Raw genomic sequence first — 26,720 nt, forward strand, 5'->3', positions numbered from 1 at the left:
TACTGGCAGTGCCGAACATAACTCGAGCACCGCGCTGTGTACATCGCACTCAGAGGGGACTCATCATGACCGTCGAACAGACTCTCACCGACGACGAACAGTTGGCCGGCCTGGATCTGGAGCAATTGCGCCAGTTGGTCGGCTTGGTCGAGTACGACAGCGATCACGATCCCTTCCCCGTGAGCGGTTGGGACGGCCTCGAATGGGTCGTCGGAAATGCCACGCAGACTTCACATTTCTTCCAGTCCGCATTCGGCATGGAATTGGTGGCCTATTCAGGCCCGTCGACGGGAAACCGCGACCACCACGCGTTTGTACTCAAAAGCGGGGCCGTGCGGTTTGTCGTCAAGGGCGCTGTGGATCCGGCAAGTCCGCTGATCGAACATCACAGCCGTCACGGCGACGGTATCAGCGACATCGCGCTCAGCGTCCCTGACGTGGACAAGTGCATCGCACACGCCATCACCCAAGGCGCGACGGTGTTGAGCGAACCGCACGACGTCACCGACGAGCACGGCACCGTTCGCCTGGCCAGCATCGCGACGTACGGCGAGACTCGGCACACCCTCGTCGACCGTTCCCGCTACACCGGCCCTTACCTTCCCGGATACGTCGAACGGACGTCGTCGTACCGCAAGCGTGACGGCGCGCCCAAGCGAATCTTCCAGGCCCTCGACCACGTCGTCGGCAATGTCGAACTCGGCAAGATGGACCAGTGGGTCGACTTCTACAACCGGGTCATGGGATTCACCAACATGGCCGAGTTCGTGGGCGGCGACATAGCCACCGACTACTCCGCGCTGATGAGCAAGGTCGTCTCGAGCGGCAATCACCGAGTCAAGTTCCCACTCAACGAACCTGCCATCGCGAAGAAGCGGTCACAGATCGACGAGTACCTCGAGTTCTACCAAGGTCCCGGCGCTCAGCATCTCGCACTTGCGACCAACGACATCCTCGGAGCAGTCGATGCTCTGGTCGACGAAGGAATCGAGTTTCTCTCTACTCCGGCTTCGTATTACGAGGATCCCGAATTGCGCGCGCGTATCGGAGAGGTTCGAGTTCCGATCGAGGAATTGCAGAAGCGAGGCATCCTCGTCGACCGCGACGAGGACGGCTATCTTCTTCAGATCTTCACCAAGCCGATCGGAGATCGTCCCACCGTGTTCTTCGAGATCATCGAACGCCACGGCTCACTGGGATTCGGACTGGGAAACTTCAAAGCCCTGTTCGAAGCGATCGAGCGTGAGCAGGCCGCGCGGGGCAACTTCTGAGGTAGGTCAGCTGTTTTCGGTCCACGCCCAGACCACCGCGGGTCGCCCGGTGGCACTGACCCGGACTCGTTCGTCCGTACGTTCCAGCCCTGGCAACGCTTTGAGCGTCCGGTTCAAATTGCCCGGGTCCGGACGCACACCGGAAAGCTCCTCCGCCACGGCCAGCGCGTACGACGCCGGAAACGACGGACCCAGTAATGCCCGCGTGAATGCCTGATCTCGCCACAACAGGGTGTCAGCAAGGATCGGGCGGGTATCGGCGACTATCCGATTGTGGTCGAACGCAAGGTCCCCCGGGTTGTCCCAGCTCACCCATTCGGCCGAACCCGGCACCTCGTCCGACGAGATCACTGCCCACATCGTCACCGAGAGCGTCGGACCGCGGGGGTCTCGATTGGGTTCGTCGAACACGGTCAATTGACCGCTGACGAGGATCTTCTCGTCGGGAATTCCGAGCTTGGTGGTCACGGCTCGCCTGGCGGCGTCCTGCAACCGCTCACCGGCGCCCAGCAGTACACCGGGCAGCGCCAACTGCCCGGTGTACGGCTCCGCTTGCCGCGGAGTGACGGCAAATCGCAACATCCCGGGTTCCGGATTGCCGAACCGGAGCGCGATGACATCGATCGAGACAAGTGACTGGTCCACACCGTCCATCATGCAGGCACTGGGCAGCGCACCTGACGATCGACCCGGTCGGCACCGTTCGCGGTCAGCACTACCGGCGCACCCATTTCCTCGCTCAGATACCGGGCGAAATCCTCCGGGTCGGCCGGAAGTTCCTTCGGCACGACCCCTACGGCTTTCAGGGAATCTGTCAGCGCCTGCTGGTGATCGAGATCCTTCCACTCTCCGACGGGAACGAACGGCAATCCTTCGTACGCGTGCACCCCGTGGATCGGGACGCCTGCAGCCCGCGCGCGATCCATCGCATCGAGATGAGTAAGCGCCAAACCGTCGACGCCACCGCTCACCTCGATTGCGTAGTGCAACAACAACTCGTCGAAGTGGCCCGTCCGGAATCCGCCTTGATACTCACCCGTCCCGTTGTGCAGCTCGGGCAACACCTTCGCCAACTCCGGATCCTCCGTCGGGAAGGGCCCAGCTCCGTGTCGTGTCATGTACGTGCGGGTGACGCCGAGTACGTAACTGTCCCGGCCCAACTCGTCGATCATCGCTCGCGCGTTGGACGGCTCGACCGTCGACCACGTGGTGTGTGGGTGAAACCCCCGCCACTCGTCGAGAAGGACACCTTGTGCCCCCTCGAATACCAGACGACCACGGGCACCCAACGCGCCCAGCGCATCCGGGTCGGCGATGTCCACGACGGCACCGAATTCCGCGTACATGTCGACCATGTCGTCGATCGGCGGAAAACCGTGGCGACTCTCCGCGATCAACGGTCCGTAGAATGTGGCCAACGCCGACAACTTACGACGCAAGGAATCAGGTCGCCGGCAGTCTCCCACCGTAGGCGCATTCGCAACTTCGAGCGCATACGCCGCGGTCTCACCGATCCCCTTGCCACACGAGCCGTGTCGGTTACCGCCGCGAGCATCCTCACGGGCCCTGTTGGCGGCCACGTGAATCGGCGTCGTCAACAATGCGCGCGCGTCGATCCGTATCAGATCGAACGGATTTCGAACTCCGAGCGCTTCCAGAGCACGCGCCTCCCGGGCGAGGGCGATGGGCTCGACCAACACGAATCTCGAGAGAAACGTCGGGACGCCGGACAGCGTTCCCGAACCGAACTGCGAAAACGTGTGGTGGTACTCGCCGACCGTCACGTTGTGCGCTGCCTGTGCCCCACCGTTGAACCGGACCACTGCGGCCACACCCAAATCGGCTTGGTCGGAGCAAAGCCAATCGACGGTTGCTCCCTTCCCCGCATCTCCGAACCCGAGGTCTACGACGACGATATCGCGGTCTTCGAACGGCTCCATCATGCTCTCCTTCTATGCGAAATCGACATCGTCCGTATCGGTTCCGAGATCGTGGGGCAACCCGGCCACCGTCGCGGTGCTGCGCCCTGGGATCACAGCGAGAGCCTTGCCGACGGTCTCGGCTTCAGCTCTTGAACCGATGTCGCGGAGATCCGCCAGTCCGTCACGCAGGTCGATGCGGTCCTCACCGATTCCGACCGTCAGCGCGATCAGTTCGCACACCGCAGCGGGGTCGTCGAGTTTGACGAAGCGTTCACCGAGCAACTTCTTCCAGTGATCCGCGATTTCCGGATCGTTGAAGTACGACGACTGATCTGGCAGAACGAAGTAGACATTCCATCTTTCTTCGAGTTCACGGTAGATCGACGAGACCGATACGTCCTGACGTACCTTGTCGCCGATCACCGAACGGATGTGACGAGCCGAGAGCCGCGGCTTGTTCAGCTCGTCGCCGATGATGAAGAGGTAGCCTTTCCTTCCGCGCTTCTCCCAGGCATCCGTACTGGTGTGGCGCGCCATGAAATATGCTGCCAATTCATAGCTTTCCGACTTCTGTCCACCACCGTTGCCCTCGAGGAAGATGGTCCGAAGCTGCTCGTCCATCGCGTTACCCGACTCGAACTGGCCGACTTGTAGTGGCACCTGATCGGAATCGGCGTCGCCGATACCACCGAACAGAATCTGCGGATCATCCGCGTATCCCTTGCGTTGCAGCAGCCCGTGCAGCTTTCCGAGCTTGTCCTGCATGATTCGAGGAACAGCGCCCATCGAGCCGGTGACATCGAAAAGCACTGCTATCGGGAGAGAATCGGGGTGCCCGGCCGAGTCTCGGCATTCACGCTTGTCGACGCCGAAGGGGTCGAGGGTCGGGTCCGCTTTCCAACTGCTTCGCGGACGCGACCGAAGCGAATCGGTGTAACCGAAATCGTCGACACCGCGTGCGGCACGAAAAGTCTTGCCCGCCAAATAGGTGTTGTCGTCCCAGTTTCCGTAGCCCATGACAATCACTGCCCTTTCGTGGATGGAACGGCGAACGGACGAAATGTCCGCTGGCCATAGAGAAGATCGAGGAGTTCGTCGAACTCACCCAGTAGGTCGACCGCGTCGGGACGCAATCTCGGGTTGTCCTGCATGCAGCCGTCGGCAAACGCCTTCATCCGTTCGTGGGTCTGCTCGCCCAGCATTCGGAGCATCAAATGATGAGCCATGTAGACGTCCCAGGCCGGAGACGCTCCTTCGCCGAGTTCCGGTGGGTACGAATCACGATCGGAACCGATCGTCGCCACCGGGCGGCTGCCCGTACGGGTGCCAAAGGACCAGCCGACCAGCACCACCCCGTGCCGATCAGGCTCGATCAGCACGTTCTCCGCGGTAATCGCGGTGTGCACCCAACCAGTCGCATGCGCTGCTGCCAGAGCCCGAAGTAGCCGTCGGTGCATCCACGCCCAGTCCCGTGGATCGAGGCCACCCGGATACGCCTCACGGACGTCGGCGAGACTCACAAAACCTTCGGTCAGATCGTCCAGCACATCGATCTGACGTCTCGTGCCGCTGCCCACATGGGTGATTCGATCGATCAATCGCGGGAAGTACGAGACTACCCAACCGGCTTCGCACGAATTCTCGATGTCCGTCAGCACATTCCGTTCGGCCTCGATCATCGAGTTCGCCCGAGGGTTTCGCGGAATCTTGAGTACGACACCGGCATCGGACCGGTACAGGTTAGCGACCGAGCCGCGCGCTACCAGTCCACCCAACATGTACTCGCCCCGCTCGCCGACATAAACGGGCCGAGAATCTGCCGGCTCGAACTCCGCTGTCCAACTGCGGTAAAGCTCGTTCAATCGAGATGTTGCGGCCGAGTATCGCACCCGATCTTCGGGCTTCGCCCGGTCCGGATGAATGGCTGAGGCGAGCCGATGAAAACGACGCTTTGCAGCGCGGCGGGAGTCGAGATCACTGGGGACTCCCCCGAACACATCAGCCGAAACCTTTGCCGTCTCGACCGTTTCGAGTGCAGTGTGCGTCGTTTTCATGGTTTTAGTCTAAGCGACTAAAACAAAAACGGCAAGAATGCGTATTTCATCCGAGTACATGCGCATCACATCAGGACACGGCAATCACCTGTCGGCACCGAGGGCTGAAACAGCTTTGCGTAGCTCGATCACTGCCGGACTGCTGTCGCCCTCACGGGTACACAGATCGATCGAACACTGCTCGATGTCGGAAATGCGCACGAAACTGATATCCGAGCGGGTGTAGTACTCGGCAATGGTTGCTGCCGTTATCACCACCGCCCGACCGTTGGCGACAACCTCGAGCGCTTCGTCCATCGTGCGGACAGAGGGACCGTACCGGACGGGTACACCACTGGGGCGCGGGTCCACCGACCACCATTTCACCCATTCGGGTGGCGCACCGTCACTCGAAACCTGCACAGTCCCATCTATTTCAGAAATCTCGATACTCGTACGGCCCGCCAGTCGGTGTCCTCGAGGCAGGGCCACCACCCGCGGTTCGACGCCGATCCGTTCGAGCACCACACCGTCGAGCACCGGCAGTGGAGGGCGCACGAAGGCCGCGTCGACGGTCGCGCTCGCCACCGCGGAAACCTGTTGGGACCAGTCCAATTGGACCAGCTCCACCTCCGCATGCAACGAATCGATCACCGCACGTCCCAAACTTCCGGCCGCCCCGTTGATGAATCCGATCCGCAACCGCCTGGCCCGCCGACGCTCGAGTGCGTCGAGCCCGTTCATCGCGCGAACGGCGAACTCGAGAGCGGGCCGCGCATCCGCGACGAACACCTCACCCGCGGCGGTGAGCACCACCGGGTGCGAACTGCGATCAACCAACTCGACACCCACCTGTTCCTCGAGTCGACGAATCTGCTGACTGAGAGCAGGCGCCGTGACGAACAACCGGTCTGCCGCTCGGCCGAAGTGCCCTTCCGCCACGACGACGAGCAACGAGGACACCAACCGCAGATTCAGATCTTCACCTCTTCTCACCTTTTTCATTACCGTCCATTCGGTTGCCTTAGGCCGCTGTTCCCCAGCAAAGTGATGACCATCACGGTATCTGAACAGCGGAGTTAAGCAAACCGGCAATTGTCGAACGAAGTTCTACATGTACAGCGAATGCCACGTCAGGTCACAGTTGTCGCAGATCCGGACAGCCCGCCGAATCCGCGAAACCAGGAGATGTGATGAGCAAGTACGAGCACGAATTCGTCCACATGATGGATGGCGTCGAAAAGCAATTGGAAACCATCGACAATCCGCGGCACCAGAAGATCCTCCGAAACTACCGGCGCCACGCATTGCTCGAGGTCTCCGGTCGTTACAAGGAAATCCTCTCGCCCGACATGACCGTCGAAGAACCCGTCTACCGGTTGTTCGAAGACGGGCAGTCGATTGTCCTCGACGGCATGGACGCCGTCACCAACTTCTACCAGTCACTCGCCGAGACGGACACCCTTGTCATGTGGACCGGACAGTCCGACTTCGCGGTCTCCGACAGCGGATTCTCGGGTGAGACTCTCTTCAGTCAATTCGTCCCAGGATCGATTCTGGGAGACGGGGTGTTCGGCGCGGTGCACGAATCGGGTGGATCCACCCCCGCAGCCCCCGAACAGTCGTCGGACATCGACCCCGACGGTTGGTATCTCGTGCGTCGGACCTTGGCATTTGTCTGGCCGTACGACGAGCAGGGGCGACTCATCGGTGAGCATGTCTACGAAGATTCTGCTTCGAAAGTCGTGACCAAGGTGGACCCGAGCGAGGTCATCACGGCGGCGCGCGCAGCCGAACTGCTTGCCCCACTGCTCGAAACGCACCTGCCGTGAGCGCGCCCGTAGCCATTGTCACCGGCGCAGCTGCCGGGTTGGGCGCCGCTATTGCCGAGCGCCTTGCGGAGGACTTCGGCACCCTGCTTCTCCTCGACATCGAAGAGGCCGCACTCGCCGACACCGCAGCACGCCTGGAAAGCCTTGGCGTAGCAGTCCACACGGCACGATGCGATGTTCGACGTGAAGGTGACGTCAAGAACGCCTTCGACGTGGCTGCATCGGCCGGAAGCCCGACTGCACTCGTTAACGGCGCCGGAATCGGCGTCTTCACTCCGTTCCTCGAGATCACCGAAGACCAGTGGGACAACACCTTTGCGGTGAACACCAAGGGCAGCTTCCTGATGTGCCGCGAATTCGTGAGCAGAACCGAGGGTCCGGCAGCGATCGTCAACATCGCGTCGATCGGTGCCCGCTTGGGCGGTGACATGCTCGCGCACTACGGACCGTCGAAGGCCGCCGTGATCGAGATGAGTCACAGCGTCGCCCGGATCGGTGCGACTCGAGGACTTCGCTCGAATACGGTCATGCCCGGCCTGATCCTCACCGACATGTGGCTTCGAACCATCAAGGAACTGCGTCGACGCGATCCCTCGCTCACAGATGTTTCCGATGCTGACGTCTTCGATTCTTTTGTCGCACAGATGGTTCCGATGGGTCGAGCTCAGACGCCCGGAGACATCGCCGAGATGGTCGCCTTCTTGCTCAGTGACAAGGCTCGCAACGTCACCGGCCAGACGATTGCCGTCGACGGCGGCGCCGTGATGACCTGATCGGGTCGATGGCGGTCAGCCCCAGCGCGACTGGCCGCCGTCGAGCGGGATCGTGGCACCCGTGAGGTACCCGGCGTCTTCGCTGACGAGGAAGACGACGGCACGACCGATGTCGGTCTCGGGGTCTCCGACGCGTCCCAGCGGAATACCTGCGACAAATGCCGCTGCCTCTTCGGGATTCTTTTCCATCCACCACTGCAACGCGGGAGTCTTGGCGTGCGGGGCAACATTGAGAACGCGAATGTTGTCCTTGCCCCATTCGCAGGCGGCAGCGCGGGTCAACGAGCGCATGCCTTCTTTGATGGAACCGTAAGCGCCGTAGTTACTGGCATCCCAGCGCACCGCCGCCGAGGTGACCATGTTGATGATGACGCCACCGCCACGACTGTTCATGTGGGGGTACGACGCCTGCATCATGCGCAGGGTGGCGAGCGGCCCCGTCGCGAAGGAACGCTCGAAGTCTTCGTCGAGCACGCTCGAGAGTGGGCCGGGCTTGCAGTCGTTGGCGTTGTTGACCAGGATGTCGATTCCGCCGAACAGTTCGACGGTACGGTCCACGGCGTCGGTGATGTCGTCCTTCTTGCTGACGTCGCAGACCACCGCCTCACCGCGCGCACCGATGTCAGCCAGTAGTCCGCACGTGGTGTGCAACTTGGATTCGGTGCGGCCGGAAACGGCGATCACGGCGCCCTCTTTGGCCAAGGCCAGGGCAATCCCCTGCCCGATTCCCTGACCCGCACCGGTGATGAGTGCGACTTTGCCTTCGAGCTTGCCCATGTGACCACTCCAATGTCCGTCGACGCAGAGGTCCCTTTTGCGGGAGGGACCGGTCAATTCTGGTGACTGCCGCTGTTTGTCGTCTACACTCGACCTACAAAACAACCAAGCACTTGCTTGACCCTAAGGTGTGCGACCACGTCGCGTCAATCACATTGGGCGGCAATTCAGCTCGGCACCGCACCAGGAAGGCTCCACCGTGACACTGCCCAACCCCGTCGATTTCAGCGGACGCTCGGTGATCGTCACCGGCGGCACCAAAGGCATCGGCTACGTCATCGCCGAAACCTTCCTCGCCGCGGGTGCGAACGTGCTGGTCTGTGGCCGTAACGAGCCCGAAAACCTACCCACCGCCGACGGTCGTAGCGCAGCCTTTCGCGCCACGGACGTCCGCGATCCCGCCGACGCCGCAGCCCTCGTCCAGGATGCCGTCGAGCGCTTCGGCCGTCTGGACGTCCTGGTCAACAACGCCGGCGGCTCCCCCGACGCCGACGCTGCGACGGTGTCACCCCGCTTCGTCGAGAAGATCGTGGCCCTGAACCTGTTGGCACCCTTCAACGTTGCCCAGGCCGCAAATGCAGTGATGCAGACTCAGGACGACGGCGGTGCCATCATCAACATCGGCAGTGTCTCGGCGATCGACCCGCAGCCCGGAACCGCGGCGTACAGCGCAGCCAAGGCAGGCCTCCTCGTTCTGACCAAGGCATTGGCCCTCGAATGGGCGCCGAAGGTCCGGATCAACCACATCACCACCGGCCTGATCCGTACCGAGGCTGCCGCCGAGGTCTACGGCGCCGACGGCGGCGCTGCGGTCACCAGGACCATTCCGATGGAGCGCATGGCCGTGCCGGCCGATATCGCCAACTCCTGCCTGTTCCTGGCGAGCCCGCTCTCCTCGTACGTGAACGGCGCCGACATCGCCGTTCACGGCGGCGGTGAGTACCCGGCTCGCTACATGGCGACCCACCAGGATTGAAACATATACGAAGCAGCCCCTGAGCGGATTCGCTCGGGGGCTGCTTCTTCGTGTGAACAACTGCGGGGCGCGACGAGGGGTCAAGCACCCCGCAGTTGAGTCTGGAGGGACTAGCGAGCGGAGAAGCTCACTCGTGCACCGGAAATCGCTACCTGATCACCCTTGGTGACCTGGAAGGCCAGGTCGTCGGGAGTTCCCCACGCAACGATGGACGGCGCTTCACCCGGATGGATCGCCGCAGCGAATCGACCCTCGAGACTGACAAGATCAGCCGGATGCACTCCGGCGACCCGAGCAAGCTCGAGTGTGCTGGCGGCCAACGTGCACAGGCCGTGCATGATCGGACGCGGCTGGTTGATCCGCGCCGCAGCCTCGGGATCGATGTGGATGTGGTGCTTGTCGCCCAGGAGCCGGTACATCGCCGTCTGGTTCTCCGCTGTGGTCAACACACCGGTCAACGAAGGCTCGCCGGTCGGCTCCGCCGGACGTGAGGGTCCACGTTCTCCGCCGAATCCACCGGCACCGGGGGCAAAAAGTGACCAGGTCGCGACGAAGTATTCGCACTCCACCTTCACTTCGAACACGGCCGCTGCGCCCTTGTCCCACACCTCGCCGACCGAAGCCTTCAAGGTCACGTCACAGCTACGCGGAAGCGGAGCAAGCACTTTCAGCTCTTGCGAGCCGTGCAGTGCCGTCGAGGTGTCGAAGGCGCCCGCCGAACCCAGAGCGTCGGGAGCCCACTGCGCCAGCGTCAGAGCAAAGGTCGGCAGGACCCGAAGCTGATCCTCGAAGACGAGGTCCAGCTCGGTCGCCTTGGCGCCCACGGCAAGTGCGTACAGGATCGCGTCGCGCTCGGTGTACGACACGGTGCGGGTCCCGAGATCGGCTCCACGCCAATCGCCGGCGGTCTTCGCAGCTTCCGAAGTTGTCACTGTCTTTTCCTCTCTCAAACAGCGCCGAGAACGAGACCGCTGGTGGGTACTGCTGTTCCGGCTGTGACCAATACGTTTTCGACGCCCTCGGGCTGGTTGGTCGACGTGCCTCGCACCAGTCGCACACCTTCGGCAATTCCGTTGACACCGTGCAGGTACGCCTCGCCGACCTGACCACCGTGAGTGTTGGACGGCAGGCGTCCACCGATCTCGAGGTTGCCTTCGCGGATGAAGTCCTTTGCTTCGCCTGGCTTGCAGAAGCCCAGTTCTTCGAGCTGGGGAAGCACCAACGGAGTGAAGTGGTCGTACAGAATCGCGGCGTTGATGTCATCAGGGGTCAGGCCGCTCTGGCCGTACAACTGACGAGCAACCAGGCCCATCTCCGGGATACCGGAGATGTCGGGCCGGTAGTAGCTGGTCATCATGTGCTGATCCTTGCTACTGCCCTGAGCGGCGCCCTTGATGACGACGGGCTTGTTGGCCAGATCCTTTGCGCGCTCGGCAGAGACGATGACCAATGCCTGGCCACCGTCGGTTTCCTGGCAGCAGTCGAGCAGGTGCAGCGGCTCGGCGATCCAGCGCGAGTTCTGATGGTCCTCGAGCGTGATCGGACGCTCGTAGAACCAAGCAGCCGGGTTGTTGGCGGCATGCTTGCGCGCCACCACTGCAACTCGTCCGAAGTCCTCACTCGTCGCACCGTACTGGTGCATGTAGCGGCGGGCGAACATGGCGACCCACTGAGCGGGAGTCGACAATCCCTGCGGAGTCATCCACGCATATGCCGCGCGATCCGCGGTGCTGTCCATGGGGCGATCGTGCTGCCCTAGGCCGTAGCGCACACCGGAGCGCTCGTTGAAGGCGCGGTAACAAACCACGACGTCGGCAACACCCGTCGCAACTGCCATGGCCGCCTGCTGCACGGTGGCACACGCAGCGCCGCCACCGTAGTGAATGCGCGAGAAGAACTTGAGCTCACCGAGGCCGCAGTTGCGAGCCACGATCGCTTCGCCGTTCGTCTCCGACGTGTAGGTGGACAGACCGTCGACCTCGGACGGATCGATACCGGCGTCAGCGAGTGCCGCGACGATGGCCTCACACGCCAACTGCAGTTCGGTGCGGCCGGAGTTCTTGGAGAACTCGGTGGATCCGATGCCGACGATGGCGGCGGCTCCCGAGAGTGGGCTGATCGCCATCAGGGCCTCTCCTCTTCCTTGAAAGCGACTGCGACGGTGCCGGATGCATGGTTGCCGAGGCTGTTTGCACCCTGCACCTTGACCACGACCACTCCGTCTTCCTTGGACACGACCTCACCGGTCATCGTCATGGTGTCACCCGGGTAGTTGGGCGCCCCGAGACGAATGGCGATGCGGCGCAGGGTCGATGCAGATCCGGCCCAGTCCGTGACGTATCGACCGACAAGACCGTTGCTCGTGAGGATGTTCATGAAGACATCCTTCGAGCCACGCTCCTGCGCCAGGCTCGGATCGTGGTGCACGTCCTGAAAATCGCGAGTGGCGATTGCCGTGGCGACGATCAACGTGCGGGTCAGCGGGATCGCCAACTCGGGCAATGCCTCTCCGACAACGACGTCTGCGTAACTGCGACCGGCAAGTACGGTCATGCGAGCACCTCCACACCGGATGCGAGCTGCGCACCCAGACGCGCTAGATCGGAGCTGGAACCACCGAGGGTGGCAGCAATCTGCTTGCCCCACAACAGGTGACGGTGAACCGGGTAGTCGGTGTCGACGCCCATGCCGCCGTGAACATGCGTGGTGCGATGCACGACGCGCTGTCCGCCGTCGGTAGCCCACCACTTGGCGACCAGTACCGAGGTGCCGAGATCCAGTCCCTCGGAGATGCGCCAGGCGGCCTGCCACAGTGTCACGCGCATCGCTTCGAGATCGATGTAGCAGTCAGCGAGTTGATGATTGACGGCCTGGAAGGTCGCCAGCGGACGGCCGAACTGCTTGCGGCCGTTCAGGTACGTGACGGCCTGCGCGACTGCACCCGACCCGACGCCCCATTGGATTGCGGCCAATGCCAGCTGAACGCGGTCGATCAGCCACGGAACCGTGGTGCCGTCAGCCGCACCGATCAGCTGCGCGGGGGCACCGGCAAAGGTGACGTTGGCACAGATCTCCCAACTGGTGGACTGCGTCTGTTCGAGCGTCACTCCCTCGGCACTCAGGTCGACCAGCAGCAGTGCCGTACCAGTGGAAGCGGTTGCCGAAACGAGAGCAAGGTTCGCGACGTGAGTCATCGGCACTACTGCCTTCTCACCCGTCAGAGTCCAGTTGCCGTCGGCGTCCTGCTCAGCCGTGGTCAGTGGGTCGCCGCCCGTGTACGGACCGAACTCTTCGAGACCGACGGTCAGGAATCGACTGCCGTCGGCAACTCCCGGAAGGAGTTCGGCGCGAAGGGAATCAGAGCCGAATTCGTTGACAGCCAAAGCTGCAAGGGTCGTTTCCCAGATCGGCACGGCCGCAACGTGACGTCCCTGCTGTTCGAGCAGTGCGTACAGCTCGGACAAGCCGAGGCCACCGCCGCCGAACTCCTCCGGCAGGGCGATACCGAGCAGGCCGGTGCTCGCGAGTTCGCGCCACAGTTCACGGTCGACGCGCTCGGCGGAGAGTTCGATCTCCTTGGTGCGCTCGATCGTTGCCTTGCTGGTGAAGACCTCGTCGGCCAGTGCGCGAATTGCTTCCTGCTCTTCGCTGAAATTGAAGTCCATCAGTGCTCCTCGCGTACGGCCGGCCGGAACGCGGGAAGCGTCAGATCCGGGTCGGCGTCGATCCAGTCAAGTTCCACGGGCATGTCGACCACGACATCTTCGGGCGCGATACCCACCATGTTGGCGATCAATCGGGTTCCCTCTTCGAGTTCGATTACCGCAACGATGAGCGGGTAGTCGAACGCGTCGATCTTGGGGTGGTGATTGACCACGAAGCTGTACACCGTGCCACGACCCGACGCGTCGATCGTGTCCCACTCGAGTGACCGGCACTCCCCGCACATCGGGCCGGTGGGATGACGCAGCGTCTTGCAGGACGTGCAGCGCTGGATCACCAGACGGTGCTCCTTGGCTGCTTCGAACCAGAAAGCGTTGTCCGCGTTGAGAGCCGGACGCGGACGCAGTGCACGAGGAGCTTCGGGCGCAGCAGATTCCTGAGGTTTGAACCGCAGCGTCCGCCACCGCTGGGTGCCGACAACCTGATCGTCACCGTTGCGGTAGGTCTTGAGCGTCGTGACGAAGTGTCCGACACCGAGGCCGGTCTTCTTCTCCGGCGAAATCGACTCGATGACCTCGGTGTAGTTAACGCGATCGCCTGGGCGCAGTTCGGCGAAGAACTCCTGATCGGAATCGGTGGCCACGACAGAGCTGTAGCCGGCTGCGTCGAGGGTGGCGATCAGATCGGTCCACACCTGCGACGGGTCGTTGCCCGCCATCTTGTCGGTAAAGGTCCGCATGATCCAGACCTGAAGCATCTGAGCGGGAGCGACGACGCCGTCACGGCCGGTGGCGCGGGCAGCGTCGTCGTCGAGGTAGACGGGGTTGGTATCGCCCATGGTCTCGGCCCAATGCCGGATCATGGGGATGTTGACCTCGTCTGGCCCCCAGGTGGTGGGAACAAGCGTCTGGCCGACAAAAGCGTCGAGTTGCGCCGAAATGTCGCTCACTTGACCCTCTTTTCGCGAACGAGTCCCAAGCCGATGGTGCCGACCATGTCACGCAGAACTTCGTTGACGCCGCCGCCGAAGGTGTTCACGACACCCTGACGCGAGATCTGCTCGATCTGACCGGCAAGCAGAGCGCCCGGAGACTCGGGGCGGATGCGACCGGCGGAGCCGAGAATTCCGAGCAGCGTGCGGTAGACGTCGACGTGAGTCTCGGTCCCGTACGTCTTGGTGGCACCGGCGTCGGCTCCGGAGAGCGTGTCCTGTGCGACGGCTGCCGTCATCTTCCAGTTCAGCAGTCGCATGGCCTCGAGCTTGGCGTGTGTGCGAGCGAAGTCCTGTTGCACCCACGGGATGTCGATGGCACCGTTTTCCTTGGCCCAGTCCAGGACCAGGTTCCACAGACCGTACGTGCGACCACCGATGGCCGCCAGGCCGATTCGCTCGTGGTTGAGCTGAGCCGTGATGAGCTGCCAGCCGCCGTTGACCTCGCCGACAACGTCCTTCGACGGAACTCGAATGCCGGAGTAGTACGTGGACGTCACCATCAAACCGCCGACGGTGTTGATCGGTGACCACTCGAAGCCTGCATCCTCGGTGGGGACGATCAGGATCGAGATTCCCTTGTGCTTGGGGGCATCCGCGTCGGTGCGGCAGGCCAGCCACACGTAGTCGGCAGTGTTGGCGCCACTGGTGAAGATCTTGTTGCCGTCGACGACCCACTCGTCACCGTCGAGGACTGCGCGGGTCTTGAGCGAAGCCAAGTCCGTTCCGGCCTCCGGCTCGGTGTACCCGATTGCGAAGACGATGTCGCCGGCCAGGATGCCGGGCAGGAAACGTTCCTTCTGTTCTTCGGTGCCGTACTTCATCAACGTCGGTCCGACGGTATTGACCGTCACGAAGGGAAACGGCAGACCTGCGCGCTGAACCTCGTCGAAGAACACGAACTGCTCTTCGATGGAGCGTCCCTGTCCACCGAATTCCTTGGGCCAGCCGATACCGAGCCAACCGTCCTTGCCCAGCAACTTCACGATCTCGCGGAAGTACTCGCCACCCACACCTTGCTCGCCGGCCGCGCGACGCTTCTCTTCCGGCAGCAGCGCCGCGAAGTACGCGCGCAACTCCTTGCGGAGCTCCTGCTGCTCGGGCGATTCCCTCAGATCCATCGCTGTTTCTCCTATGGCATTCATGGCTGGCAACTCTTGGCCTGGACGCTAACCAGATGCCCAGGTGGGCGCTGTGAGTGTCTCGATGAGCGGGAAGCCGAAACATGAGCGGCGTCACATAGGGTGAGATATGCGCATGGACTCCTCGGATCGCGTCGCTCTCACCGACTTGGCCGCCAGGTACGCACAGGCCGTCGACCGCCGAAACACCACTGCACTTGCGGCTCTCTTCACTGACGACGTGGCATTCGTCTTGCCGCCGGCACTGAACGGAACGGGTGCGCCGACGGAGATACGTGGGAACTCCGTCGTCAGCAGTTCGGTGGTCGATGCCGTCTCACATCTGCACTCGACCCGGCACATCGTCGAGCAGCAGATCCTCGACCTCGACGGCCCCACCACCGCACACGGTGAGGCTTACTGCTCCGCTCACCACATCTATCCGCGGGGCGAGGGCCACCGGGACAACCGGATCGAGATTCGTTACCAGGACAGCTTCGAAAAGATCGACGGCACCTGGCTGTTCTCGCGTCGCGAACTGGTAGTCGATTTTGCCGAGGACGTTCCGGTCATCCTGCTCGGACAATAGGTACATGAAAAAATCGCGGTGATTCTGTATCTCCTCACGGGAGGTTTACCGGGCTAGCGTTCAGCAACTGTCACGCCATCTCGGCGTGCGTTCGGCTATGTCTTGGAGATTCACATGTCACGCTCGCGCACCAGAAGATTCCTCGCTGCCTTCGCAGTGGCCGCCGTCGCAGTCGGAACCGTAGCCGCGTGCTCGAGCGACAACTCCTCCGACGAGAACGCACCTCTTCGCATCGTCGCTTCTTCGGTTCCGCACGCCGAGATCCTGAAGTTCGTCGAAGAAAAGGGCCTGCTCGGTGACACCAAGATCGAGGTCAGCGAGATCACCGGCGATCTCGACGCCAACGAGGTGCTCGAAGCCGGAGACACCGACGCCAACTTCTTCCAGCACGTGCCGTACCAGGAATCGTGGTCGAAGGAAAAGGGTGTCGACGACCTGGTCGCCGTGGCGAAGGTCCACGTCGAGCCCCTCGGTGCATATTCCAAGAAGGTCACCAACGTGGCCGACCTGCGCCAGGGCGCAACGGTCGCTTTGTCCAACAACGTGACGAACTTCGCCCGTGGGCTGTACCTGCTGCAGCAGGCCGGTTTGATCAAGCTCGATCAGCAGTTGGGCGCCCCCGGCACCGACATCACGCAGATCAGCGAGAAGAACATCGTCGACAACCCCAAGGGACTCACGTTCACCCAGGTCGATCCCCCGCAGCTGCCGCGCACGCTCGACGACGGAAATGTCGATCTCGCAATCATCAACGGCAACTACGCAATCGAAGGTGGCCTCAACCCGGCCAAGGACGCCCTGGTGCTCGAGAAGGCCGAGGGCAACCCGTACGCCAATGTCCTGACCGTACGCACCTCGCTCGAAAACGATGCGCGAGTACAGAAGTTGGCCGAGGCATTGACGTCCGCCGACGTCGCGACGTTCATCGAGCAGACCTATCAGGGCTCGGTCATTCCGGCCAGCGCTACCTGATCGAGACCCGTCATGGTCTTCTCGATCGAATCGGTCTCGAAGGAATACCGCAGCGGCACACAAGTTCTGCATGCACTCGATTCCGTATCCCTGAAAATCGAAGACGGCGAAATCTTCGGCATCATCGGCAAGAGCGGCGCCGGCAAGTCGACTTTGCTGCGCTGCCTCAACCTGCTCGAACGCCCGACCAGTGGCCGGATTCTGTTGGGCGACACCGATCTGACCGCGTTGAGCCCAGCGCAACTGCGCGACACACGCAAGCGGATCGGTGTCGTGTTCCAGCATTTCAACCTGCTGCATTCCCGTTCGGTCGCCGCCAACATCGCCTTCCCTCTCGAAGTGGCGGGATACTCGCGGGCAGATCGACGTGCCCGCGTCGACGAGCTGATCGAGTTGGTGGGCTTGGAAGACCGACGTGACGCCTTCCCCTCGCAACTGTCCGGCGGCCAGAAACAACGCGTCGGCATCGCGAGAGCCTTGGCGGCTTCACCCGACGTCCTCCTGTGCGACGAGGCCACCAGCGCCCTCGACTCGGACACAACCGATTCGATCCTCGACCTGCTCGCCGATCTCAATCGACGACTCGGTGTGACCATTGTTCTGATCACCCACGAGCTCAACGTGGTTCGACGGATCTGCCATCGCGCTGCGCTGATCGATCAGGGCCGCATCGTCGACGAGGGAACGCTCACCGAACTGGTCGCAGACCCGGACTCACCCCTCGGAGAGGCGCTACTGCCGACCGGAACGGTACGAACGTCCACGACCGGAATTCCGGCGCTCCTCACCTTTGTCGATTCACTGTCCACCTCACCCGTGATTTCCCAACTCTCACGAGATCTCGACGTCGACGTCACCGTGATCTCCGGCGGTATCGAGGACATCGGATCCCATCAGGTCGGTCGCCTTCGCGTGGAGTTCGCCTCGCACACGGGACTCGTCAGCAACGAAGAGACAAGAAAGTCTGTCGAAGAACATCTTTCGCAGCGCGGAGTGAAGGTGACGTTCTCATGAACAAGACGTCCTGGCAGGATTCCCTGGGCGAAGCATGGGAAGCCCTACTCGACACGCTCTACATGGTCGGTGTCTCGTTCGTGCTCACCGTGATCATCGGTATCGCTCTCGGTGTTCTGTTGCACGCGAGCGCGCCCGACGGAATCCGTCCCAACCGCGTCCTCAATTCGGTTCTGGGCACCGTGGTGAACATCGGCCGTTCGCTGCCGTTCGTCATCTTGTTGGTGCTCCTCATCCCGGCAACGAGGGCGATCGTCGGAACAGCGCTCGGCGCCACGGCAGCGATCGTCCCGCTGACCATCGGTTCGGTGCCCTTCTTTGCGCGCGTCGTCGAGAACGCCTTGCGTGAAGTCGATTCCGGACGCGTCGAGGCAGCGCGGTCCATGGGCGCCACCGACAAAGACATCATCACCAAGGTGCTACTGCCCGAATCCGTTCCGGGATTGGTAGCAGGAGCAACCCTGACGGCGGTGATGCTGATCGGCTTCTCGGCCATGGCAGGTGCCATCGGCGCCGGTGGACTCGGCGACTTCGCAATCAAGTACGGCTACCAACGATTCAACACACCGGTGCTGTTCGTCGCAGTCGTGATCTTGATCGTGCTGGTGCAGGCAATCCAGTCGACCGGCGATCTCGTGGTTCGTTCAATGGCGCACAAGCGGTAACTGATCAGCTCGAGACCATCGCGATCGCTGTTCGCAGTCCGCGCCGCTTACCCGTCTGCGGATCGACGCCGAACACTTCCTTGATTCCGCCTCGGATGCGGAACTTCAACTCCGAGTGCGTCTCCGGAGCGTCGTCCTGGGAAGCCGAGAGAAACCTGTTGGGCAGCGACAACTTCCAGATGGTGCGCAGAGTCAATCCGTACTGCTTCCACAGCGGCCCGGTCGTGTACGGGAGGTCGTACTTGTCACACAGGTCGCGCAACGGCACCGCGATTTCCGAGTACCGATTGCTCGGCAGATCCGGGAAGCAGTGATGCTCGATCTGGTAGCAGAGGTTGCCGCTCATGAAGGCCATGACGGGACCGGCATGAAAGTTGGCAGAGCCCAGCATCTGTCGTAGGTACCACTGAGCGCGCGATTCGTTCTCGAATTCCTCGAGCGTGAACTTCTCGGCACCGTCGGGAAAGTGCCCGCAGAAGATGACGGCGTAACTCCAGTAGTTTCGGATGAGGTTCGCAACGACGTTCGCCGTCAACGTGGTCTTCCACGCGGGGCCGGTCAGGGCGGGGAACAGGATGTAATCCTTCGCCACCTGACGCGCGATCTTCTTACCGACGTCCTTGGCCATCTCCGATTTCTCGGACCACTTCACCTCACCCTTGCGGAGTTTGTCCGTTTCGAGGTGATGCAGTGCCACTCCCCACTCGAAGAGGGTCGCGAGCACAAAATTCGTGATCGGTTGAAAGAGGTAGTCGGCGTGCCACTTTTGATCGCGCGTGACGCGCATGATTCCGTAGCCCACGTCGTTGTCCAGTCCGACGATGTTGGTGAACTTGTGATGGGTGAAGTTGTGCGAGTGCTTCCATCCCGAGGACGGGCAGGTGTTGTCCCACTCCCAGTTGCTCGAGTGAATCTCGGGATCGTTCATCCAGTCCCACTGGCCGTGGATTATGTTGTGGCCGAGTTCCATGTTCTCGATGATCTTGCCGACCCCCAGGAGCGCAGTCCCCAGAATCCAGGCAGGCTTCTTCTTGCTGGCGAACAAGACGATGCGGCCGGCCACCATCAGAGAGCGCTGAAACGCGATCGTCCGCTGGATGTATCGAGCGTCGTGCGCGCCGCGCTTCTCCTCGATGTCGAGCCGAATGGCATCCAGCTCGCGCCCGAGTGCCTCGACGTCTTCCTCGGTCAGATGGGCATATTCCTTGATGTCGGTGATCGCCACAGTGTTTCTCCGTATCGGTTTTCTCCGTGCCGCAGGACTGGTCCGTCGGGCGGTACCCCTGGGAGCCGGTGCGGAAACGTCAGCCCCGATATTCATGTGCGTCTTCACGCAATCTATGCCAGAGTCGATACACGTGAGCCCCGAAAACAAGATCACCATCCGCACCGCTACCGAGAGTGACTGGCCGGCTCTCCAACTACTCGACTCGGTGGGGTTCGGTTTTCACCCGTCTCCCGCGGTCAGCGAACTGACGAAGGCGCTCTACAAGCCCGAGGACATCATCCTCGCCGTCGACGGTGACCTACCCGTCGGCGTGGCCATTGAAATCGACATGGAATTCACCGTGCCCGGCGGACGCCAACTCCCCACGCGCGGAATCACCTGGGTATCCGTCGCCCCGACTCACCGTCGTCGTGGCGTCCTACGCTCGATGTTCACTGCGCTTCATGCCCACATCGAGTCGACCGGAGCACCGCTTGCCGCCCTGACGGCCAGCGAGGCCGGCATCTACAACCGCTTCGGATACGGCCCGGCCACCTTCAGCGAAGGCATCACCCTCGATCGCCGCTTCGCACGATTCCGCCCCGAGGTGCCCGACAATGGTGGCGTGTCCATCGTCGACATCAAAGCTGCCTCGACGCTTCTTCCCGAGATCTACGACCGCTGGCGGCTGCAGACACCCGGCGCTCAGGTCCGTCCGCAACCGCTCTGGGACCATATGTTCGCCGACCCGTCCGAGGATCGTGACGGCGCCTCCGGACTGTTCTTTCTGACACACGCGGACGGATACATCGCTTACCGGCACACGAGCGAGGGCCGCGACAGCATCGCCCGGATCGACGAGTTCGTGACGATCACCGAAGATGCGCACGCGGCGCTGTGGCGCACGATCTGCGGCCTCGACCTCGTCACCCGGATCGAGACACGCCAGCATCCTGCCGATCCACTCCGGCTGATGCTCACGGACTACCGCCTTGCCCGGACGACGACGCGCTCCGATCGACTGTGGCTGCGCATCATGGACGTTCCCGCGGCTCTCGAGGCTCGTGAATATGCTGCTGACCTGGACACAGTCATCAAGGTCGAAGATCCGTTCCTGAAGGCCGGCGGAACCTTCGCACTTCAGGTCAAGGGCGGCAAGGCCACCTGTACGGCCACTGACGCGGTGCCTGCGATCACGATGCCCTCTGATGTCCTGAGCAGCTTGTACTTGGGCGAGCACCAGGCCAAGACCTTCGCGGCGGCGCACCGACTCCACGCGTCCGATCCGCAGGAGATCCTGAATTTCGACTTCGCTTTCAACGCGCAGAAGCCCGCAATTCTCGGGTACGGATTCTGATGATCTTGCCGACACGGGCATCGACGATTTGTGCCCTCGGTCGTATTCAGGGTTAGCCTCGAACAATGGCGTTTGTCGAAAAGATGGTCAATAGGCTTCCTGAGCGGGTTCTCGTGCGCGTCCTGCCGCACGCAGAAATGCTCAAGTTCCTGGTGGTCGGCGGCATCGCCTTCATCGTCACCACGGTGCTGTTCTTCGGCATCAAGTGGACGGTTCTGCCTCAGCACCCGGTGACGGCCAACATCCTTGCGGTCCTGATCGCGACGGTTCTGTCCTACGTCCTCAACCGCGAATGGTCGTTTGCTCAGCGCGGTGGTCGACAGCGCCATCACGAGGCCGCTCTGTTCTTCATCGTCGCGGGTATCGGTTTGGCCATCAACCAGGTACCACTCTGGACCTCCAGGTACGTGTTCCATCTGCGTCAACCCGAGGTGTCGGTGTTGATGGAAAACTTCGCGGACTTCATCAGCGGATCGATCATTGGGACCCTGCTGGCGACGGCCTTCCGCTGGTGGGCCATGCGTCGGTACGTCTTCCCCGAAGAAGCCACCGACAGCCAGGTCGTTCTCGACATCGAAGCGACTCCCGGCACCAAGACGCCGACAACCGACGCCACCGCCCTCGACTGACTCCCGGATCGACGCACCCGATCGCTCGCGCTTCGATCAGAGTTCGTCGATTGCGATCAACCCGTCCTGCAGCGCCCGCGCAAGCAGTGCCATCTTTGTCGGCGCGATGCTCCTGAACGGGCTGGCCCATCCCTGATCATCATCGGCGACAAGCACTCCAGCCTGCAGTTTTCCCGCTCTGCACGACACGGTCACGACACAGTGATCACTGGTGCGTAGCCTCCGATTTCCAATTGGATTCGGAGGACCCATGGCTACTTGCAAAACTCGAGTTCTTGCGCTGTCGGCGGCAGGACTCATGCTCGTACTCGGCGCATGCAGCAAGGCCGAGTCGGCGAAAACGCCGACCGACCTCGACGTGACATCAGCGTCCGCCGGACACTACTCACTGGTCTGGGAACACGGCGGCTCGGAAAAGGTGCGTGTATTCGCCGCCACCGACCCGAAAAACCCAGCCGCAGAAGGAAAGGAAATTGGCACGGTCGACGGCTTCTCCACTGAGGTCGACGGCCTCGACCCACTGTCACGCTGGTACTTCGAGGTCATAGACGAGGACGGCACTTCCACCATCGCGTCAACCCGCCACGTGACGCTGCAGGGCGCAGCCAACGTGCGTGATGTCGGCGGATACGAGACAGCCGACGGCCGATCAGTCAAGTGGGGCCTGGTTTTTCGTGGCGACCGCTTGAGCGATCTGACTGCTGACGATCAACAAACGATCGAGAACGCAGGCATCCGGACCGTTGTCGATTTCCGAGGTGACAGCGAGATCGCAAAGGACGGAGCAGACAAGGTTCCCGCGAACGTGAAAGTGGTCAACACGGCAGTCCTGGATGCCGGCACTCAGGCTCTTGCCACAGCGATTACGAGTGCCCTGAAATCTGGTGACCCTGCAATCGTGGAGCAGGTGCTCGGGGGCGGTGAAGCCGTCCGGATCAGCGACACCGGCGCCGTCGACCAACTGTCCAAGCCTGACGGAATGACTGGGTATTCCCAAGCCCTACGGACCATCGCCGATTCCGAGTCCGCAGTCGCTTACCACTGCACGGCAGGCAAAGACCGCACTGGACTGATGACAGCTCTACTTCTCGGTATTCTGGGTGTTCCTGACAAGACCATCGTCGACGACTTCGTCCTGTCGAACACCTACAACAAAGCCAAGAACGAACAGACCTACACGTTTCTGTCTTCGAAAGGAATCGATGTCGATCTGTTGAAACCGTTGATGGAGCAGCGTCCCAGCCAGATTCAGCCAGTACTCGACAAGATTCGCGACCAGTTCGGTGGGTGGGAGAAGTTTTCGCAGGACGTGCTGAAACTTGACGCCGACACGATCGCAAAGCTCCGGAGCAAATTGCTGACCAAGCAATAACTGATCGACGTTCCGACAGCAATGACCGGCAGCCGCTCCGATGGCTGCCGGTCACGCCCGCACTCCTAGTTACTCAGCCCCAGCCGCTTCGAGCATTCGGCCATTTCGTCGATGATCAGTTCCAGCGACGTGCCACGACGACTCGCGGACAACACGATTCGATCGGCTCCCAACCCGCGTGCCCAGTCGAGTTTCGCTTCGTCGAGCCTGGGCAGTGTCGCACCGAGTACCAGCGATACGTCGGCAGGATCTCGATCTGCCTTCACCGCAGCCGCTTTCATCGCCGCTACAGCCTTGTCGAGATCTTCACCGGCCAGTCCCAGCGGCTGGAAACCATCACCCAACCGGCCTGCTCGCCGAGCAGCAGCGAGACTGTGTCCACCGATGTAGAGCGGAACTCCGGATTCGCGGTGCGGCTTCGGCCAGCTGTACGCACCCTTGAACGAGAAGTAATCGCCGTCGAAATCGACTGCTTCCTTGCCCGCCCAGAGTGAACGCATCACCGCGATGGCCTCATCGGCTACCTTGCCGCGGCGCTCGAAGTCACCGCCGCACGCCTCGATCTCTTCCTTCATCCACCCCAGGCCGAGGCAGATGCGCAATCGCCCACCGGAAATGCGATCGAGCGTCGCCAATCGTTTGGCGAGCACTACCGGATTGTGATTGGGCAGCACCAGAACTCCAGTGGACAAGCCCAAAGTGGTTGTGGCACCCGCCACGAACGAAAGCAGTTCGAGCGGATCCGGGATGTCGCAGTCATCGGGAAGATGCGATTTTCCGGTCGGAGAATAGGGGTACTCGCTCTCGGTGTCGGCGATGACCACCGAGTGCTCCACTGCCGAGATCTCGTCGAAACCCAGCGACTCGGCCGCACGGGCGAATTGCAGAATCCAATCAGGGTCTCCGCTTCGACCCAGTTCGACCGGAACGACCACGCCGAGCTTCATACCGTTTCCTCCAGTGTCGCCATCAATTTCGGACCATCCACGACGCGACCGAGGTACCGGTCCGCATCGGGATCTGTTGCAAGCCACACCGCCGCTGCAGCGGGTACGGATGCCGGTGTGGCCGCAAATCCGGCGTCCACGATTGCGTCCGCGCCACCACGGACTTTCCCTGATTCCGTGATGACAAATCCCGGACTCAGGTTGAACGCTTTGATTCCGGCGTCTCGGTACTCGGAGTTGATCGCTCCGGCAATACGTCCGAACGACGCCTTCGACGCGGCGTACGACAGACCCCAACCACCCTCGCCGGGAGGCGCAGGCGGATCCATGGTCGCCGAGCCCGATGCCAGATTGACCACTACGCCGTTGCCGCTCTTGATCATCGACGGGAGTATCACCTGGACCAGAGCGAGTTGGTGCAGATAATTCCCGATCGCCATCGCCTGAGCGTCGTCGATCTCGATGTCGAGCACCCGGTCCATGTTTCCGACAGTCTGCGCATAGGCGTTGTTCACCAGCACGTCGACACGTCCCCACTCGGCCAGCACCCGTTCACCGGCGCCGCGGACGGATGCCAGATCGAGCAGGTTCATCGGAACGGCCAATGCGCGCACACCGAAGGACTCGATCTCGGCAACCGTCGTCTCCAGGCTGCCGGGCACCGGAATCACTTGCTCGCCTTGCCTCGTTCGCGGGGCTGCCCGCCCCTCTCCTTCACGAACGGTGCGAGCAGTGATTGCAACGTCGAATCCGGCGCGCGCGAATGCCAGCGCGCACTCTCGGCCGATCCCCCGGGAAGCGCCGGTCACCAGCGCAACTTCACTCACAGGAACCGCGTGCGGCCGTGCGTCTCGAACTCCTTCTCCAGGTTCACCACGTCAGCTTCGGTCATCAACGTGTATTCGGGAGTGCCTCGGCCCACCCAGTGGAACACTGGTTCGTCGGTCCGCCAGCGATCGGCTTGAAGTTCACGTTTGAGTACCTTGTTGGAGCCCGTGACGGGCAGGTCGGTCGAAACGCGAACAAATCGTGGCGCTGCCTTGGTACCCAGATCCGCCTGCGCGGCAAGGTAGTCGGCGAACTCGACCGGATCGAAATCGGCGAGATCGGCGACCTCGATCGCAGCCATGACCTGATCACCCGAACGCGGATCCGGTACCGCGAAGACACCCGTGGCAATCACTTTGGGGTGCCGACGCAGGATGTGCTCGATCATCAAAGCCGAGGTGTTCTCACCGTCGACGCGGATCCAGTCGCCCTTGCGTCCCGCGAAATAGATGAAGCCGGCCTCGTCGACGTAGCCGAGATCGCCTGTCCAGTACCAACCGTGGCGAATCTTCTCGGCGATCGCGTCTTCGTTCTTGTAGTACCCCTCGAACTTCTTCGATCCGGCCTTGTCGACCATCTCGCCGATGGATTCGTCGGGGTTCAGCACGTGACCGTGCTCGTCGAGAATTGCGCGGGGTCGCTCTTCGCGCGTATCGGGATCGACGATGACGATGTTCTCGCTCGCGGGACGGCCCAGCGCTCCGGCAGGTTGGTTCGGATCGAGCACTACTGAACCGGCACCTTCACTCGAACCGTATCCCTCGAAAAGTTGTGCACCGAAACGACGGATGAACTCTGCCTTGTCCCCCGGCGACGCCTCGGTCCCGAAGCCGTGGGTGAGGGTGTTCTCGATGTCGTCGGGCAGTTCCGGCGTCGCCATGAGATACCCCAAGGCCTTACCGACGTAGGTGAAATACGTTGCGCCGTAGAACCGAACGTCCGGCATGAATCCCGAGGCCGTGAACTTACGAACGAGGCAGACCGTAGCTCCCTGCGAAAGGGCCGGCGCCCACAGAGCCATCAACGCGTTGCCGTGGAAGAGCGGCATGCAGCAGTAGCAGACGTCGTCGCGGTCGATGTCGTACTTGGCGCAGTTCGCGTAGGCCAACCGCGTCAGACGCCCCTGGCTGCACCGCACTGCCTTGGACATTCCGGTGGTGCCCGAGGTGAAGAGAAGCAAGAACAGCGTCGACGCGTCGACACCGAGGTCGATCTGAGGCGACTCGACGTGATGTGCTGCAATCTTGTCCGGGTACGACGCGTCGTCGACGAGGACGAAACGATCTTCGGTCAGCCCGAGGTCCAGGCCGGCAAGCTTCTCGTAGCCTGCTTTGTCGGTGACGATCAGCTGGCAGTCGACGTACCGGACCTCAGCCTCGAGTTCAGCTCCACGCCTGGTCGGATTGATGCCGACGATCGTGGCCCCGGTCAGGGCCGCGCCGCCGAGCCAGAACAGGAACTCCGGATCGTTCTCGAGAAGTACTCCGATGTGAAACGGTCCGGGCGCGCGAAGCGACTTCGCCAGCGAGCCGCGCGCTGCGCTCTCGCGCACCACCTCGTCCCAGCTCCAGTCCTGCGTCCGCGTCCGCAGGCCCAGGTGCTGATCACCGAGACGGTCGATCAACATCTGCGCGACGTCCTCGCGCTGAGGAGCTGCAAGAGCTGCATTCGAAGATGCTTCGGTGGCGGTGTTCGTCATCGTGTCCTGTGTCCTAGTCGATATCGGAATGTCGATTACTCCAACTGCGATACGACTCGAACGTATCGACGCCTCAGAGCCG

At 62.0% G+C, this 26,720-nt stretch carries 27 protein-coding genes; 11 read left to right on the forward strand and 16 right to left on the reverse strand.

The window, feature by feature from the left end; genetic code table 11:
- Positions 1 to 65: 65 nt before the first annotated feature.
- Positions 66 to 1,271 (forward strand): 4-hydroxyphenylpyruvate dioxygenase, encoded by a 1,206-nt coding sequence (gene hppD, locus AOT96_RS05335; protein WP_065351404.1) that lies wholly within the window; start codon positions 66 to 68, stop codon positions 1,269 to 1,271.
- Between the two features lie 6 nt (positions 1,272 to 1,277).
- Here hppD and AOT96_RS05340 read toward each other — a convergent pair whose 3' ends face one another.
- The 5 genes from AOT96_RS05340 to AOT96_RS05360 all read right to left on the reverse strand — a co-directional run bounded on the left by AOT96_RS05340 (position 1,278) and on the right by AOT96_RS05360 (position 6,231).
- Positions 1,278 to 1,928 (reverse strand): NUDIX domain-containing protein, encoded by a 651-nt coding sequence (locus AOT96_RS05340; RefSeq protein WP_020909123.1) that lies wholly within the window; start codon positions 1,926 to 1,928, stop codon positions 1,278 to 1,280.
- Positions 1,925 to 3,214, reverse strand: a complete 1,290-nt coding sequence (locus AOT96_RS05345) for an adenylosuccinate synthetase (RefSeq protein ID WP_042924797.1) — start codon at positions 3,212 to 3,214, stop codon at positions 1,925 to 1,927. Before AOT96_RS05345 ends, AOT96_RS05340 begins: the two co-directional genes overlap by 4 nt.
- A gap of 9 nt (positions 3,215 to 3,223) precedes the next feature.
- Complete coding sequence (locus AOT96_RS05350) at positions 3,224 to 4,210, reverse strand: hypothetical protein (RefSeq protein ID WP_042924860.1); 987 nt, start codon at positions 4,208 to 4,210, stop codon at positions 3,224 to 3,226.
- 5 nt (positions 4,211 to 4,215) lie between these two features.
- Positions 4,216 to 5,247 (reverse strand): hypothetical protein, encoded by a 1,032-nt coding sequence (locus AOT96_RS05355; protein ID WP_065351405.1) that lies wholly within the window; start codon positions 5,245 to 5,247, stop codon positions 4,216 to 4,218.
- 84 nt (positions 5,248 to 5,331) lie between these two features.
- A complete protein-coding gene (locus tag AOT96_RS05360) occupies positions 5,332 to 6,231 on the reverse strand; it encodes a LysR family transcriptional regulator (protein ID WP_065351406.1) in 900 nt (299 codons plus the stop codon).
- A 188-nt stretch (positions 6,232 to 6,419) separates the two neighbouring features.
- Between AOT96_RS05360 and AOT96_RS05365 the strand changes: the two genes are divergently transcribed.
- The gene (locus AOT96_RS05365) at positions 6,420 to 7,058 is read left to right on the forward strand and encodes a hypothetical protein (protein ID WP_007732640.1); all 639 of its coding nucleotides are present in this window, start codon (positions 6,420 to 6,422) and stop codon (positions 7,056 to 7,058) included.
- On the forward strand, positions 7,055 to 7,831 hold the full coding sequence (locus AOT96_RS05370; RefSeq protein ID WP_007732641.1) for an SDR family NAD(P)-dependent oxidoreductase: 777 nt from the start codon (positions 7,055 to 7,057) through the stop codon (positions 7,829 to 7,831). The genes AOT96_RS05365 and AOT96_RS05370 overlap by 4 nt, the downstream gene beginning before the upstream one ends.
- A 15-nt stretch (positions 7,832 to 7,846) precedes the next feature.
- Here AOT96_RS05370 and AOT96_RS05375 read toward each other — a convergent pair whose 3' ends face one another.
- Complete coding sequence (locus AOT96_RS05375; protein ID WP_065351407.1) at positions 7,847 to 8,608, reverse strand: SDR family NAD(P)-dependent oxidoreductase; 762 nt, start codon at positions 8,606 to 8,608, stop codon at positions 7,847 to 7,849.
- A 199-nt stretch (positions 8,609 to 8,807) separates the two neighbouring features.
- Between AOT96_RS05375 and AOT96_RS05380 the strand changes: the two genes are divergently transcribed.
- The gene (locus AOT96_RS05380) at positions 8,808 to 9,584 is read left to right on the forward strand and encodes an SDR family oxidoreductase (RefSeq protein WP_003940546.1); all 777 of its coding nucleotides are present in this window, start codon (positions 8,808 to 8,810) and stop codon (positions 9,582 to 9,584) included.
- Between the two features lie 110 nt (positions 9,585 to 9,694).
- Here the strand turns inward: AOT96_RS05380 and AOT96_RS05385 are convergent, their stop codons facing one another.
- From AOT96_RS05385 to AOT96_RS05410, 6 genes are read right to left on the reverse strand one after another with little or no spacing between them, the layout of a single operon-like run.
- A complete protein-coding gene (locus tag AOT96_RS05385; RefSeq protein ID WP_065351408.1) occupies positions 9,695 to 10,516 on the reverse strand; it encodes a MaoC/PaaZ C-terminal domain-containing protein in 822 nt (273 codons plus the stop codon).
- Between the two features lie 14 nt (positions 10,517 to 10,530).
- Positions 10,531 to 11,709 carry a lipid-transfer protein gene (locus AOT96_RS05390; protein WP_003940050.1) on the reverse strand — a complete coding sequence of 393 codons (1,179 nt, stop codon included), beginning with the start codon at positions 11,707 to 11,709 and terminating at the stop codon, positions 10,531 to 10,533.
- Complete coding sequence (locus AOT96_RS05395) at positions 11,709 to 12,137, reverse strand: MaoC family dehydratase (protein WP_003940399.1); 429 nt, start codon at positions 12,135 to 12,137, stop codon at positions 11,709 to 11,711. The genes AOT96_RS05390 and AOT96_RS05395 overlap by 1 nt, the downstream gene beginning before the upstream one ends.
- Positions 12,134 to 13,249, reverse strand: coding sequence for an acyl-CoA dehydrogenase family protein (locus AOT96_RS05400; protein ID WP_030537002.1), 1,116 nt, complete (start codon positions 13,247 to 13,249; stop codon positions 12,134 to 12,136). The genes AOT96_RS05395 and AOT96_RS05400 overlap by 4 nt, the downstream gene beginning before the upstream one ends.
- Positions 13,249 to 14,196 (reverse strand): bifunctional MaoC family dehydratase N-terminal/OB-fold nucleic acid binding domain-containing protein, encoded by a 948-nt coding sequence (locus tag AOT96_RS05405; RefSeq protein WP_042448383.1) that lies wholly within the window; start codon positions 14,194 to 14,196, stop codon positions 13,249 to 13,251. The genes AOT96_RS05400 and AOT96_RS05405 overlap by 1 nt, the downstream gene beginning before the upstream one ends.
- Entirely contained in the window at positions 14,193 to 15,359 is a 1,167-nt protein-coding gene (locus AOT96_RS05410) for an acyl-CoA dehydrogenase family protein (RefSeq protein ID WP_054187452.1), read from the reverse strand. The genes AOT96_RS05405 and AOT96_RS05410 overlap by 4 nt, the downstream gene beginning before the upstream one ends.
- Positions 15,360 to 15,489: 130 nt before the next feature.
- Here AOT96_RS05410 and AOT96_RS05415 point away from each other — a divergent pair, with 130 nt between their 5' ends.
- The 4 genes from AOT96_RS05415 (at position 15,490) to AOT96_RS05430 (ending at position 18,599) form a co-directional block, all read left to right on the forward strand.
- The gene (locus AOT96_RS05415; RefSeq protein ID WP_030537000.1) at positions 15,490 to 15,948 is read left to right on the forward strand and encodes a nuclear transport factor 2 family protein; all 459 of its coding nucleotides are present in this window, start codon (positions 15,490 to 15,492) and stop codon (positions 15,946 to 15,948) included.
- Between the two features lie 114 nt (positions 15,949 to 16,062).
- Positions 16,063 to 16,920: a MetQ/NlpA family ABC transporter substrate-binding protein gene (locus tag AOT96_RS05420; RefSeq protein WP_065351409.1), complete on the forward strand. Its 858-nt coding sequence runs from the start codon at positions 16,063 to 16,065 to the stop codon at positions 16,918 to 16,920.
- Between the two features lie 12 nt (positions 16,921 to 16,932).
- Positions 16,933 to 17,934 carry a methionine ABC transporter ATP-binding protein gene (locus AOT96_RS05425; RefSeq protein ID WP_007732648.1) on the forward strand — a complete coding sequence of 334 codons (1,002 nt, stop codon included), beginning with the start codon at positions 16,933 to 16,935 and terminating at the stop codon, positions 17,932 to 17,934.
- Positions 17,931 to 18,599, forward strand: a complete 669-nt coding sequence (locus tag AOT96_RS05430) for a methionine ABC transporter permease (RefSeq protein WP_007732650.1) — start codon at positions 17,931 to 17,933, stop codon at positions 18,597 to 18,599. The genes AOT96_RS05425 and AOT96_RS05430 overlap by 4 nt, the downstream gene beginning before the upstream one ends.
- A 4-nt stretch (positions 18,600 to 18,603) precedes the next feature.
- Here the strand turns inward: AOT96_RS05430 and AOT96_RS05435 are convergent, their stop codons facing one another.
- Positions 18,604 to 19,824, reverse strand: coding sequence for a fatty acid desaturase family protein (locus AOT96_RS05435; RefSeq protein ID WP_007732653.1), 1,221 nt, complete (start codon positions 19,822 to 19,824; stop codon positions 18,604 to 18,606).
- A gap of 133 nt (positions 19,825 to 19,957) precedes the next feature.
- Here AOT96_RS05435 and AOT96_RS05440 point away from each other — a divergent pair, with 133 nt between their 5' ends.
- From AOT96_RS05440 to AOT96_RS05450, 3 genes are all read left to right on the forward strand, one after another.
- A complete protein-coding gene (locus AOT96_RS05440) occupies positions 19,958 to 21,163 on the forward strand; it encodes an enhanced intracellular survival protein Eis (RefSeq protein ID WP_064687715.1) in 1,206 nt (401 codons plus the stop codon).
- A 65-nt stretch (positions 21,164 to 21,228) separates the two neighbouring features.
- On the forward strand, positions 21,229 to 21,792 hold the full coding sequence (locus AOT96_RS05445; RefSeq protein WP_003939753.1) for a GtrA family protein: 564 nt from the start codon (positions 21,229 to 21,231) through the stop codon (positions 21,790 to 21,792).
- Positions 21,793 to 22,042: 250 nt separating this feature from the next.
- Positions 22,043 to 23,164: a tyrosine-protein phosphatase gene (locus tag AOT96_RS05450; protein WP_082845730.1), complete on the forward strand. Its 1,122-nt coding sequence runs from the start codon at positions 22,043 to 22,045 to the stop codon at positions 23,162 to 23,164.
- A gap of 65 nt (positions 23,165 to 23,229) precedes the next feature.
- Here the strand turns inward: AOT96_RS05450 and AOT96_RS05455 are convergent, their stop codons facing one another.
- Genes AOT96_RS05455 through AOT96_RS05465 form a run of 3 tightly spaced genes read right to left on the reverse strand, consistent with a single transcriptional unit; the run spans position 23,230 to position 26,566 of the window.
- Positions 23,230 to 24,111, reverse strand: coding sequence for an LLM class F420-dependent oxidoreductase (locus AOT96_RS05455; RefSeq protein WP_065351410.1), 882 nt, complete (start codon positions 24,109 to 24,111; stop codon positions 23,230 to 23,232).
- Positions 24,108 to 24,938 (reverse strand): SDR family NAD(P)-dependent oxidoreductase, encoded by an 831-nt coding sequence (locus tag AOT96_RS05460; RefSeq protein ID WP_065351411.1) that lies wholly within the window; start codon positions 24,936 to 24,938, stop codon positions 24,108 to 24,110. Before AOT96_RS05460 ends, AOT96_RS05455 begins: the two co-directional genes overlap by 4 nt.
- Positions 24,935 to 26,566: an AMP-binding protein gene (locus AOT96_RS05465; protein WP_371684398.1), complete on the reverse strand. Its 1,632-nt coding sequence runs from the start codon at positions 26,564 to 26,566 to the stop codon at positions 24,935 to 24,937. The genes AOT96_RS05460 and AOT96_RS05465 overlap by 4 nt, the downstream gene beginning before the upstream one ends.
- Positions 26,567 to 26,720 lie beyond the last annotated feature (154 nt).

The sequence above is a fragment of the Rhodococcus sp. 008 genome (assembly GCF_001682295.1).
In the GTDB taxonomy this organism is placed as follows: domain Bacteria; phylum Actinomycetota; class Actinomycetes; order Mycobacteriales; family Mycobacteriaceae; genus Rhodococcus_F; species Rhodococcus_F qingshengii.

What these genes read in the sequence shown, in the direction of transcription:
- AOT96_RS05360 (WP_065351406.1), bottom strand. Translation starts at nt 6,231, where the DNA reads ATGAAAAAGGTGAGAAGAGGTGAAGATCTGAATCTGCGGTTGGTGTCC.
- AOT96_RS05425 (WP_007732648.1), top strand. Translation starts at nt 16,933, where the DNA reads ATGGTCTTCTCGATCGAATCGGTCTCGAAGGAATACCGCAGCGGCACA.
- AOT96_RS05365 (WP_007732640.1), top strand. Translation starts at nt 6,420, where the DNA reads ATGAGCAAGTACGAGCACGAATTCGTCCACATGATGGATGGCGTCGAA.
- AOT96_RS05445 (WP_003939753.1), top strand. Translation starts at nt 21,229, where the DNA reads ATGGCGTTTGTCGAAAAGATGGTCAATAGGCTTCCTGAGCGGGTTCTC.
- AOT96_RS05355 (WP_065351405.1), bottom strand. Translation starts at nt 5,247, where the DNA reads ATGAAAACGACGCACACTGCACTCGAAACGGTCGAGACGGCAAAGGTT.
- hppD (WP_065351404.1), top strand. Translation starts at nt 66, where the DNA reads ATGACCGTCGAACAGACTCTCACCGACGACGAACAGTTGGCCGGCCTG.
- AOT96_RS05430 (WP_007732650.1), top strand. Translation starts at nt 17,931, where the DNA reads ATGAACAAGACGTCCTGGCAGGATTCCCTGGGCGAAGCATGGGAAGCC.
- AOT96_RS05420 (WP_065351409.1), top strand. Translation starts at nt 16,063, where the DNA reads ATGTCACGCTCGCGCACCAGAAGATTCCTCGCTGCCTTCGCAGTGGCC.
- AOT96_RS05455 (WP_065351410.1), bottom strand. Translation starts at nt 24,111, where the DNA reads ATGAAGCTCGGCGTGGTCGTTCCGGTCGAACTGGGTCGAAGCGGAGAC.
- AOT96_RS05350 (WP_042924860.1), bottom strand. Translation starts at nt 4,210, where the DNA reads ATGGGCTACGGAAACTGGGACGACAACACCTATTTGGCGGGCAAGACT.
- AOT96_RS05395 (WP_003940399.1), bottom strand. Translation starts at nt 12,137, where the DNA reads ATGACCGTACTTGCCGGTCGCAGTTACGCAGACGTCGTTGTCGGAGAG.
- AOT96_RS05400 (WP_030537002.1), bottom strand. Translation starts at nt 13,249, where the DNA reads ATGGACTTCAATTTCAGCGAAGAGCAGGAAGCAATTCGCGCACTGGCC.
- AOT96_RS05345 (WP_042924797.1), bottom strand. Translation starts at nt 3,214, where the DNA reads ATGATGGAGCCGTTCGAAGACCGCGATATCGTCGTCGTAGACCTCGGG.
- AOT96_RS05375 (WP_065351407.1), bottom strand. Translation starts at nt 8,608, where the DNA reads ATGGGCAAGCTCGAAGGCAAAGTCGCACTCATCACCGGTGCGGGTCAG.
- AOT96_RS05390 (WP_003940050.1), bottom strand. Translation starts at nt 11,709, where the DNA reads ATGGCGATCAGCCCACTCTCGGGAGCCGCCGCCATCGTCGGCATCGGA.
- AOT96_RS05465 (WP_371684398.1), bottom strand. Translation starts at nt 26,566, where the DNA reads ATGTTGATCGACCGTCTCGGTGATCAGCACCTGGGCCTGCGGACGCGG.
- AOT96_RS05450 (WP_082845730.1), top strand. Translation starts at nt 22,043, where the DNA reads ATGGCTACTTGCAAAACTCGAGTTCTTGCGCTGTCGGCGGCAGGACTC.
- AOT96_RS05410 (WP_054187452.1), bottom strand. Translation starts at nt 15,359, where the DNA reads ATGGATCTGAGGGAATCGCCCGAGCAGCAGGAGCTCCGCAAGGAGTTG.
- AOT96_RS05415 (WP_030537000.1), top strand. Translation starts at nt 15,490, where the DNA reads ATGCGCATGGACTCCTCGGATCGCGTCGCTCTCACCGACTTGGCCGCC.
- AOT96_RS05340 (WP_020909123.1), bottom strand. Translation starts at nt 1,928, where the DNA reads ATGATGGACGGTGTGGACCAGTCACTTGTCTCGATCGATGTCATCGCG.